General features: G+C 47.7%; 14 protein-coding genes. All 14 read left to right on the forward strand.

Annotated features, from left to right (window positions below):
• The first annotated feature begins 1 nt into the window (after window position 1).
• Window positions 2-358, forward strand: coding sequence for a hypothetical protein (locus tag B5D20_RS07970; protein WP_078665707.1), 357 nt, complete (start codon window positions 2-4; stop codon window positions 356-358).
• Window positions 358-2,250, forward strand: coding sequence for a hypothetical protein (locus B5D20_RS07975; RefSeq protein WP_078665708.1), 1,893 nt, complete (start codon window positions 358-360; stop codon window positions 2,248-2,250). The genes B5D20_RS07970 and B5D20_RS07975 overlap by 1 nt, the downstream gene beginning before the upstream one ends.
• 2 nt (window positions 2,251-2,252) lie before the next feature.
• Window positions 2,253-3,401 (forward strand): hypothetical protein, encoded by a 1,149-nt coding sequence (locus B5D20_RS07980; RefSeq protein ID WP_078665709.1) that lies wholly within the window; start codon window positions 2,253-2,255, stop codon window positions 3,399-3,401.
• Between the two features lie 4 nt (window positions 3,402-3,405).
• Entirely contained in the window at window positions 3,406-3,597 is a 192-nt protein-coding gene (locus B5D20_RS07985; RefSeq protein ID WP_078665710.1) for a hypothetical protein, read from the forward strand.
• Window positions 3,598-3,604: 7 nt separating this feature from the next.
• Window positions 3,605-4,957, forward strand: a complete 1,353-nt coding sequence (locus B5D20_RS07990; protein WP_078665711.1) for a hypothetical protein — start codon at window positions 3,605-3,607, stop codon at window positions 4,955-4,957.
• Window positions 4,958-4,974: 17 nt separating this feature from the next.
• A complete protein-coding gene (locus tag B5D20_RS07995; RefSeq protein ID WP_078665712.1) occupies window positions 4,975-5,331 on the forward strand; it encodes a DUF4907 domain-containing protein in 357 nt (118 codons plus the stop codon).
• Between the two features lie 35 nt (window positions 5,332-5,366).
• Complete coding sequence (locus B5D20_RS08000; protein ID WP_078665713.1) at window positions 5,367-5,609, forward strand: hypothetical protein; 243 nt, start codon at window positions 5,367-5,369, stop codon at window positions 5,607-5,609.
• Between the two features lies 1 nt (window position 5,610).
• Window positions 5,611-6,261, forward strand: coding sequence for a peptidoglycan recognition protein family protein (locus B5D20_RS08005; RefSeq protein ID WP_078665714.1), 651 nt, complete (start codon window positions 5,611-5,613; stop codon window positions 6,259-6,261).
• Between the two features lies 1 nt (window position 6,262).
• Window positions 6,263-6,526: a hypothetical protein gene (locus B5D20_RS08010; protein WP_078665715.1), complete on the forward strand. Its 264-nt coding sequence runs from the start codon at window positions 6,263-6,265 to the stop codon at window positions 6,524-6,526.
• Complete coding sequence (locus tag B5D20_RS08015; protein WP_078665716.1) at window positions 6,510-6,944, forward strand: hypothetical protein; 435 nt, start codon at window positions 6,510-6,512, stop codon at window positions 6,942-6,944. The genes B5D20_RS08010 and B5D20_RS08015 overlap by 17 nt, the downstream gene beginning before the upstream one ends.
• Window positions 6,945-6,956: 12 nt before the next feature.
• Window positions 6,957-8,543, forward strand: a complete 1,587-nt coding sequence (locus tag B5D20_RS08020) for a DNRLRE domain-containing protein (RefSeq protein ID WP_078665717.1) — start codon at window positions 6,957-6,959, stop codon at window positions 8,541-8,543.
• Entirely contained in the window at window positions 8,544-8,846 is a 303-nt protein-coding gene (locus tag B5D20_RS08025; protein WP_078665718.1) for a hypothetical protein, read from the forward strand.
• Between the two features lie 144 nt (window positions 8,847-8,990).
• On the forward strand, window positions 8,991-9,524 hold the full coding sequence (locus tag B5D20_RS08030) for a hypothetical protein (protein ID WP_078665719.1): 534 nt from the start codon (window positions 8,991-8,993) through the stop codon (window positions 9,522-9,524).
• A gap of 24 nt (window positions 9,525-9,548) precedes the next feature.
• A complete protein-coding gene (locus tag B5D20_RS08035; RefSeq protein WP_078665720.1) occupies window positions 9,549-9,971 on the forward strand; it encodes a hypothetical protein in 423 nt (140 codons plus the stop codon).
• Window positions 9,972-10,055 lie beyond the last annotated feature (84 nt).

Here is a 10,055-nt window from a genome sequence, read left to right on the forward strand (position 1 = left end):
CATGGCGCTGGTTACAATTAACGGGCGGGCGATCGCAGACCCGTCGGACATTGAGGTTGGGCAGTACCGCATTAGCAAGGCAGAGCGGACCGCTGCTGGTAAAATGATGATGGAGATTATCGCCATCAAGCGGTCTGTTACGATTAAATACAACCTTATCGAGGAAAGTAAACTTAAAACAATCCTGGATGAACTGGAAAGCAAGACATTCCACACCCTGACTTACCCTGACCCACAGGGGAGCGGCGGGACAAAGACCATAACTGTATATGTGGGTGACATAAAAGAGAACGCCTGGCAGACCGTCGGGGGCGTTAGGTACTGGCGGGATGTTAGCATAGGGCTGGTGGAGCAATAATGCGGCAAGTTAGCAACGAGTTTATGCAAGCTATGGCGGCGGTGGAACGACGGGTCCTGGGCAGGGTGCAGGTTGACTACACGGACCCCTTCCTGGATCAATCTATTACCTGCACAGCAAATGAGCAGGCGAATATTTCTTATCCTGCTCAAACAGCAGACGGCGTAGCAGAACCATTTGCAAAAATAGCGGCCCTGGACGGGGCATGGGTACTGGACGGCACCTTTGCCTTGGCGCCAGGGCCGGGGGAAGAGGAGCTAATGCAGATGGGCTGGTGGGGGAGTCAGCTGGCCGATGCTGGGGGCTATTTTAGCCAGCCCTATCCGACCCTGACAGTATCTTTTTTTGGTCGGCCAATAACCCGGCTGACCGTGGTTGGGGACAGCAAGCGGGGCGAATATCCGGCTGATTTTACTATTCGGCTGTATAATGGCACGACTTTATTGTACACGGAACAGGTGACTGGAAACACGCAGATAAACTGGGCCAAAACCCTGGGGGCGCCTGTAACCCAGGCAAACAAAATGGAGTTGGAAATAAGCCGCTGGAGCCATCCGGGGCGGCAGGTCAAGATAACCGAATTTTATACCAGCATTAGCGAGATTTATGAGGGCGAGGACCTTATCAGCATATATTTGCTGGAGGAAAGAGAAGTATCAAACAGCAGTTTGCCAGTGGGCAACATAAGTGCTAACGAAATAACTGTCAAGCTGAATAATGCCAGTCGGAAGTTTGATGCAGACAATAAACAAAGTCCGCTATATCAGCTGCTTAAACCTAACCGGCGAATAAGAGCCTGGCTGGGGGCACCGCTGGAGGGTGGCACCGAATGGGTGCCGCTGGGGACCTTCTGGTCCGGAGATTGGAAGGCGCCCAGGGATGAGGTGTATGTGGAGACCACCGGCCGAGACCGGCTGGAACTGCTGAGTAAAAGCACCTTCAAGGGCACCCAGGTCTGGCAGAACATAACCCTATACCAGATGGCGGAGGCGATCTTGCAAGATGGCGGGCTGACGCCAGGGGAATATTGGCTTGACCCGGCGCTGACAGAACATACAATTCCGTATGCCTACCTGGGGGACATGAGCCATCGGGAGGCCCTGCGGAAAGTAGCGGAGGCTTGTTTGGGCCAGGTGTATTGCGACCGGGATGGTGTGGTTCGGCTGGAAACGATGGAATATATATACCAACGCGCCAGTCAATACCTACTGCCCTTTTTCAGCGCAGAGGTCGGGCTAAGCATTAGCAAGGATGATTATTATAAATTGGACCGGCCCACAAAATGGGGGCAAATCGCAAACCTGGTAGAAGTAGAAACGCAGCCGCTGCTGCCCAAAAGTGCCGAAGAAGTATATCGCAGTAATGATCCGATAAACGTTGGTCCGGGCCAGCAGGTACAGGTTATTGCGTATTACAATAAAACACCCTGCATAAATGCTATGGCCGCACTGCAAGGGGCAACGAATACGGTTATAGCGGCAGCTCAGTATTATGCCTGGGGTGCAGAGCTGACCCTGCAAAACAGCGGGCCGACGGGGGAACAGGTAATAATTACCATTACGGCCCAGCCGCTGGAGGTGGCAAACAAACAGAAGGCCATCGCTCGGGATGATAACAGCATTACCGAACATGGCCTTATTCGCTATGTGTATCCTGGCAATCCGCTGGTACAGACCTTGACGATGGCGCAGCAAATTGCAGACCGGCTGCTGGCCAGCTTCAAGGATCCAAGGCGGGATATAGAGCTGGAGTGGCGAGGTAACCCGGCGCTCGAATTAGGGGATGTAGCTAATGTCGAGGGGGGCACGACCTGGGAACCCTTTGCTGTTGTAAAGCAGGAGTTGGAGTTTGCGGGGGCTTTGCGAGCGAAACTAAGTGCAAGGAGGTTGTGATTTTGAGTTATGCAGATAACACCTTAAAACTGGATGCTAACGGGCGTCCTATACCACAGGCATATAACCCGGTGCTGGACGACTTCGAGGAAGTTACCAGTTACGGAAAACAGTTAATTGTAGGCACCCTGCAGCAGCCCTGGCGGGAAGACTTCCCTGGAACTGGACTGAACACAAACTGGCAGGTGGTGCAGACCGGTAGCGGGCATACCATATCCGTGGCCAACAGCGTATTAAGTATAGCGACTGGGACCACGGCCAACACCGAGACCATCATCCGCAGCACCAAAAAGTTTACTATACCTTTCCGGGTCTGGTTTATTGCTTATCTTTCGCAGCGCATAGCTAATCAGGAGTTCTACCTAGAGGTAGTTAACGAGGCTGGGGATATGGTGGCTCAGTGGCTGTTGGACGGCACTTCGGCCACGAACGGTAAGCATAATGTCGCTAATGCCGGCACTTATGGCGGAGCAATATCGATGACCACCCTATCATCCGCAAGTTATACCATTTTCGAGATTGAGCTATTCCCGGATGAGACTTATTTTGTTAGTAGATATGCTGACAGCACAAGCTCGAAAAGTTATGTCGGCTGCCGCACTCGCTTAATCCCTGACCTAACGCAAGAGTACTATATCCAGATACGGGCCAAGAACCTATCCACAGCGCCGGCCAGTAGCACCACATTATACATTGATGCAGTGGTGGTACAGGACATCAGCGAACTGACGGCAGAAATTACCGGAGGTCGGGGCGGCGGTGGGGCTTCGCAGAGCATTTCTGTTTATGCTCCAGCCGGTGTGTCTGCTTATATGCGAAATAGACGAACGGTTTACACGGACAGCACAACAGCATTAGCAGCCAGCGCAACCTATACCGGCTCCACCCGGGACCTGGGTACTGACGGAAACAATTACCCAGCTTTTGCTATCGCCCGGGCCTATGCGGATCAGCCCGGGACCTTATACATTGAGCAGTCCCGGGACGGAACCATTTGGCGGTCGGCAGTGGGGGACAGCATTGCTCTTGCTGCCGGGGAAACACGCACGCTGACGGTGCGATTGCTGGCCAGATACTGGCGTGTAAAATATGTAAATGGCGCAACGGCCCAGGGCAGCTTTGAGCTAATTAGCAGCACTTCGGAGGTGTAGTAAAATGGCGCAGTTTTTAGAAGGTTATGCTTTTGTGGAATGTGGCTATTGCAGGGGCAAGTTCCAGGCTCTGAAAGAGTACGACTACGGCCTGGATACCGACCAGGAGGCGCTGGGCCAATTGGTGCAGGCACATTGGGCGCAATGCACTGCAGAAAACCCATACATTGACCCTAATGGATATTATGGGGAGTGATTGCTGAATGGGCAGCGCACCGAACAACTACCAGAACCCTAAAACTGACTGGGCCGCCGGGAACATCCCGACGGCCTCTGATTTTAACCGCATTGAGGGCAATATTCTGGCGGTGGAGGAGAACGCCAGGACCATTGACCCGGCCCAGGCACCGACGGGGAACAGCGGCAGCTTGCGGCAATTTTTGGACTGGCTGGCGAACAGGGTCAGGGCAATAACGGGTAAAGCAAACTGGTACGATAACCCTGACATAACCCTGGCTTCTCTGGCCGCACACAAGAGCAGACATGCCACAGGGGGGCCGGATCAACTTACTCCGGCCGACATTGGAGCGGCAAGTCAAGCGGCCCTGGACGCCCACGCAAACCGCACCGACAACCCGCATAATGTTACTGCTGCGCAGATCGGGGCCAGCAATATCCTGGCGCAGCTGCAAACGGTGGACGGCCCAGGAAGCGGGTTGGATGCGGATACAGTGGATGGGGTGCATTTAAGTGGGCTGGCCCAAATAAATAATAACCCGGCGAGTATTATTCAGCCGCTTAAAAAAGTGTGTTATTTGGGGGTTACTTTGTCCAATTTGTTTGTTGACGATAACTATATATACGGTATTTACGGGCTTACCCTTTACAAAATAAACCGGACTGATTACACATATAGCACTATTGGTAATGTGCCTGGAGGGGTACAAAAACTAATAGTAAAGGATGGCGTGATATATATTGCATATTTATCAAGCAATATCCTATATATAGCGAAACATTATGATGGTAATTGGGTAAATTTAGCGAGTGTGTCGTCATATTATGGAAGCAGTGGGTATTTTAATGGGATATGCTATGATTACAACAATCTTTTGCTGGCAATAGATTATTATTCTGGTTCGTCCAGCACTTATGGGCGGGTAGTTATATACAATATAACAAGCAACACCTTTACAACTTATCCGTCGATTAATATGTCAACGGCTTTTTATAATGGAGACCCCAGCACTGGGGTTTACTTTGACGCTACAAATAATACAATATATGCCTTTGACTATACCGGTTACAGAATGCCGGCAAAAGTAGTATTTAATAGTAGTTATGATCAAGTGGTGAGCAAAAGTCTGTTAAATTTTATGGGTGGACCACATGTTATGGCCTGGAATTATATGGGCAACAACAGGTTTTTTGTAATTTCAGGCTCTGAAGATTATTCGCGGCATAGGTCAACACTATTATGGGATTTTGTAACAGGAGATTACACATTGTTGATATTTCCTCCATTTTACTTGATGTCGGGATATTCATGCTATTGTACTGAAACTGATTTTTATATGGCGATAAATAGTGCGCTTTATCATTATCGTTTGCAATAGAATAGGTGGTGATGTTAATGGAGGTAAATGTTAAAAAATCCGATAGAGGGTATGTCGTGGTTATAAAAGATGATGAAACAACTATTGCTCAGGATATTAAGCCTTTTGTCGAAGGTTATCAGCCCATCGAAACTGAGGAAGAAGCCAGGGCTATTGCCGAGCAGCTTATTCAGCACCTTCAAGAGGTCAGAAATTCCAAGCCGCCAATTAACCCTTATGAATACGCTGAAAAGCGACGTCAGGAATACCCTCCAATCGGCGACCAACTGGATGCTCTCTGGAAATTACTTGAACCGCCGGCCGGGACGGAGGCGCATGAATTAAAACAAAAAATACTGGCTATAAAGGCCAGGTATCCGAAGCCGATTGCATAGCGGCTTTTTTATTTTGCTTGGAAGGAGGCCGGGAGATGTCGGACCAGGAAATCAGACAAATAACTGATAGGCTGAATGAAATAAGTCAACGCATGGCAAGAATAGAGGAGCGCTTGAGTATAGTGCCTCTTTGTGGGTCGGACTGCGCCCGGGGTAAAGCAGCGGAGCTAGAGAGGCGGCTGGTCATTCTGGAGCAAGACAAAAGCTGGATATACAAAACCATCATTGGCGCCGTTATCGGGGCTTTTTTGGCACTCATTTTAAAAGGAGGGGTCTAAGGTGGAATACAAAATTATTACGCCGCAAATAAATTGGAAGGACCCGGCCGACTTAAAGCCGCTGGACAAGAAGGCGGTTATCGGCATTGCCTTGCACCATATGGCAAACCCTAATTGGGGCTTTTGGGATGTGCACCGGGCACACCAGGCCAGGGGCTGGAATGGGATCGGTTATAATTTCTGGGTGGCATTTGACGGCACCATTTATCAGGGCCGGGGGTTTAACGTTGGCGCTGGTGTTCTGGGTCATAACGAGCAGCTAATCAGCATCGGCTTTCAAGGCGATTACGAGCATACGCAAACTATAATGCCAGACGCGCAATTTAATGCAGGCGTCTGGCTTATTAATTGGCTCAAGCAGCAACTGCCGAATATACGCATTATTCATGGTCACAAATACTGGGCGCAGACTGCCTGCCCTGGGCAACATTTCCCCCTGACCGAAATGGCCCTTGGCCGCTGGCGTGGGCAGCCGCCAGCGCCTAAACCGGGGGACCAGCTGGTCGAGGCGGTAAAGGTATTACAGGCCCAAGGCATTATTAACAGCCCTCAATACTGGCTTGATCATGCCAGGAAAGGTAAGCTGGTTGAGGGCGATTATGCTGGGACACTGATCATGCGGATGGCCGAAAAATTGAAAGGGGGTAAATAATATGTTACCTATCGAGTTAGTAATGGCCCTGACCGTAGGGCTGGTGGAAAGCATAAAGCAGACCATACCTGTGCCAAAACATTGGATCTGGCTGCTGGTTTTAGGTATCGGGGCTACATTAAATGCTGCTAATGCCTTTGCTTTTGGCGGGGACGTTGTCGCAGCGGTCCGGGATGGGATAATTGCAGCTGCAACCGCCAGCGGGGTTTATGGCCTGGCTAAAGCAGCAATAAAAGGAGGCGGCGGAGATGCCGGCGACAGGTAAATGGTATGGCCAGGCGCTGTTGAAGGCCCTGAACAAGGAAATTGACTGGGACACTGACGCCATAAAGGTAATGCTGTGCAGCAGCGCGTATGTGCCAGATCAGGATAACCATGTATACTTAAGCAGCATAACCAACGAGGTAACCGGGACTGGTTATACAGCTGGTGGGCAAGTGCTTACAGCGAAAACAATAACCTATGATGCCGTAAACAATAAAATAATCCTGGATGCAGCTGATATTACGTGGCCTAGTGCGACAATCACTGCAAGATATGCAGTGTTATATGTCGATACCGGTAACCCTGCTACAAGTCCGCTGCTGGGCTATGTGGACTTCGGGCAGGATGTCAGCAGTACCAACGGCAATTTTACGATTGCATGGGATGCAGCAGGTATATTTACCATTACTGTTGGATAGCGGTGATGCGCTATGCAAGAACTAATTAGCAAACGCACCCGCAATAGCAAGCACTATCTGCGGCCAGATGGGAAAATTGAGGCGCACATATATTCCGGGGATGTGCATTACCATGACGGAAATAGTTGGCAGGAAATCGTGGGGGACTGGGAATACGAGCCGGGATTTGGACACAAGGTAAAGCGGGCAGGATACAATTTGCGTATCCTGCCTGGGTACATCCGTTTTGGGTTTGCACCGAAAATTTATGTTGATTACAGATTACCTGCCGGAACCAGGTCCATATCTGGGCGTAAGCTGATAATAACGGAAGCATGGTCTAATGCCGACCTGGAATATACTAACGGTACAACTGGGATTAAAGCGGATATAGTACTGAAGGGCCCAGGCCATCCCGCAGAGTTTCGCATACCAGCATATCCTAAGGGCTGCAACATGGTGCAATTCGGCCAGGAAATAGTTTTTGAAGCAGGTGGGCAACTGGTAGGTAGAATTCCTGCACCATTTGCGTTAGATGCAAGCGGAGAGGTAGGCCCAGTTACGTTGCAGTTGGATGGCAATGAGATTGTCCTGATACCGGACGCCAGCTGGCTGGCCAATGCCACTTATCCTGCCCGGATTGACCCGACCACTACGTTACAACCATCCAGCCAGGATGCGTATATATGGCAGAGAAACTCAACAACTAACTACGGTGCTACCTCAATTATTCGAGTTGGCTGGAACTCTGCCTATGGGGTGCCTTGGCGAGGGCTGGTACAGTTTGATATTTCCGGGATTACTGGGGATATTACTTCTGCCACATTAAGTCTGTACGCCTATACCGTATCTGGCTCACAAACGGTTAATTTGCATAAGGTTACCAGCGCATGGTCTGAAAGCACAATCACTTGGAATACAGCCCCAGGTTTTGATTCTTCAGTAGTAACTGCAAAAAATATTTCCGCAGTGGGCTGGCAGGACTTTGATATAACAGTTTTAGTGCAAGGCTGGAAAACGAACGGGAATAATTTCGGTGTCCTGTTAAAACAAGACACCGAAAGTAACAGTAATTACTGCGATTTTGCCAGTAAAGAATACACTACAGATACAGCTTTGAGACCAAAGTTGATTATAACCTACACAACTCCGTCAGTTGACGCAAGCATTAATACAACAGCAGCAACCGCACTCGCAGCAGTAATCGCTGCTAGTGCTAACGGAGGGGCAAATATTGCCGGGGCTGCAGCCAATTTGGTAGCAGGTGCCCTCATTCCAGGAATAAGCGGAAATGCTGGAGTGGTGCCAGGAGTGGCAGGTGCAGGGGCTCTGGTCAACACTGTGGCTGCAAGCGGCCAGGCAGAGGTTATCCCAGGCCCGGGGCAGGCCATGATAAACGGATTTTTGCCTCTCAACAAAGCCGAGGCATGGGTGCAAGGCGCAATTATATCTGCTCTGGCAAGCAGTTTGGCGCCAGCAATTATAGCTTTTGTACCCAAAAAGAAATCGCCAGCGTACAGCTGGCGCGAAATGCTGGAACGGCACATTTACAAGGAGCTGCCGGATAGATATGTCGCTAAAGAACTACCCAGCCGTTACACCTGGAAGGAGCTGAATTGAATGGGCCGAGTAATACAAATCGGGGAAGAACGGGAGGTCGGAGTTGAAATAACTTCAGCGGATGGCAGCAATTTTTCTATAACCGCTACCTATGAGTATAAAGATGCTGCCGGCAACGTGCTGGCCAGCGGACCAGCGCAGGTGGATGGGCATAAGGTGTTTGTACTGCTGAAGCCGACTGTGAGCAACAGGAGTCCTGTAGTATTTACTGTGCAGGTAACGCCGCTGGACCAGCAAGGCCAGCCTGATCCCGGCAAGAATGCAGAGAAGCTGATTATACCAGTGCCAGTTATTGTTCCGTGACAGACGGCAGAAAGAACGGCTTTTCTGCGCATTTTGTCGAATATTGACGAAAATCAAATGAAGGATTTATCTGCTTTTTGGCGAATATACTGAAACAGAATGAATAATATATTCAGATAATATATTCAGTAGAGGGATATGAAAATGCAAAGTTCAGTAACAATTAATAACGAAAGCGAACAGACACAAACAAAGGAATATTGTTTATACTGTATGTATGCTTATCAATCTCCTGATAAGCCTGGGTTTATTGCTAATTTAGGGTTCAGGTTTATTTATACGCTTCTTGCTTGGATTTTATTAGGATATAAGAATTCGGCAGGTTCTAGTTTTTTTGTTTCATTATTATTTTTTGTTAGTCCTTTGTGCGTTGACTATCTTAAATTTGAGCCATCAGAAAAAATAAGAAAATATTTTAAGAAAATTAGTTTGTGTATAACTTTTTTCTGGGTTATCATTGGAATTTTAGGAGTCTTTGAAATTATTACTTTAAATAACGAATTACATATTCAATTAAGTAAAGATTTTATTGCGTTTCGTAGTCTAAATATAAATATTAGCTTATTATATGTTTGGTATGCACTTATGGTAAATGTAATAATTACTTTGTTAGATTGGATTATTTGTGAATATCCAGCAGAAAACGCAAAAAAATGGGCAAATGAATTCAACTCATAATTTTTATCAAAAGAGGTGATAAGTATGATAGTCGACAACTTTCTTTATGTTTTAATTATATTATATTTAACACTTGCTCTTGGCATCTTTATAAAAATCTATTTAAAAGGAGTACGGGGTTTTACACTGTTTATTCATCCGTTTATTATGCCTATAATTATTTTCGATTCTGGAATAAAATTTGCTTTTCATGAAGCAATTAAACAAGCTACACCATGGCAAAAATTAAGGGTCTTTATTTTGCTTTTTAAAGCTGTAATTATAATGTTTCCAATAATAGTAGGTGTTTCTGGAAAACATATTTACGATACACAACTTGAGATAGCAGAAAAAATGAAAAAAAGAAAACCAAAAGAAAGGCGCTTACATCTTCGTGAACAATTAAGCGATCAAAATAAATTCACAAAGAATTTTTTGAAGCAACAGCATCATATGTATTGCCATTAAAAATAGCTAGCTTTATCCCGGCCCTCCGGGGCTTTTTTTGTTGCTGGTAATCAACCTCTTTAGGCAATATCAACATACCATACA

Source organism: Carboxydocella sporoproducens DSM 16521 (assembly GCF_900167165.1).
Lineage (GTDB): Bacteria > Bacillota.

Coding starts and splice junctions, on each gene's coding strand:
- B5D20_RS07985 (WP_078665710.1), top strand. CDS start 3,406: ATGGCGCAGTTTTTAGAAGGTTATGCTTTTGTGGAATGTGGCTATTGC.
- B5D20_RS08000 (WP_078665713.1), top strand. CDS start 5,367: ATGTCGGACCAGGAAATCAGACAAATAACTGATAGGCTGAATGAAATA.
- B5D20_RS07975 (WP_078665708.1), top strand. CDS start 358: ATGCGGCAAGTTAGCAACGAGTTTATGCAAGCTATGGCGGCGGTGGAA.
- B5D20_RS08015 (WP_078665716.1), top strand. CDS start 6,510: ATGCCGGCGACAGGTAAATGGTATGGCCAGGCGCTGTTGAAGGCCCTG.
- B5D20_RS07995 (WP_078665712.1), top strand. CDS start 4,975: ATGGAGGTAAATGTTAAAAAATCCGATAGAGGGTATGTCGTGGTTATA.
- B5D20_RS07990 (WP_078665711.1), top strand. CDS start 3,605: ATGGGCAGCGCACCGAACAACTACCAGAACCCTAAAACTGACTGGGCC.
- B5D20_RS08030 (WP_078665719.1), top strand. CDS start 8,991: ATGCAAAGTTCAGTAACAATTAATAACGAAAGCGAACAGACACAAACA.
- B5D20_RS07970 (WP_078665707.1), top strand. CDS start 2: ATGGCGCTGGTTACAATTAACGGGCGGGCGATCGCAGACCCGTCGGAC.
- B5D20_RS08025 (WP_078665718.1), top strand. CDS start 8,544: ATGGGCCGAGTAATACAAATCGGGGAAGAACGGGAGGTCGGAGTTGAA.
- B5D20_RS08010 (WP_078665715.1), top strand. CDS start 6,263: ATGTTACCTATCGAGTTAGTAATGGCCCTGACCGTAGGGCTGGTGGAA.
- B5D20_RS08020 (WP_078665717.1), top strand. CDS start 6,957: ATGCAAGAACTAATTAGCAAACGCACCCGCAATAGCAAGCACTATCTG.
- B5D20_RS08035 (WP_078665720.1), top strand. CDS start 9,549: ATGATAGTCGACAACTTTCTTTATGTTTTAATTATATTATATTTAACA.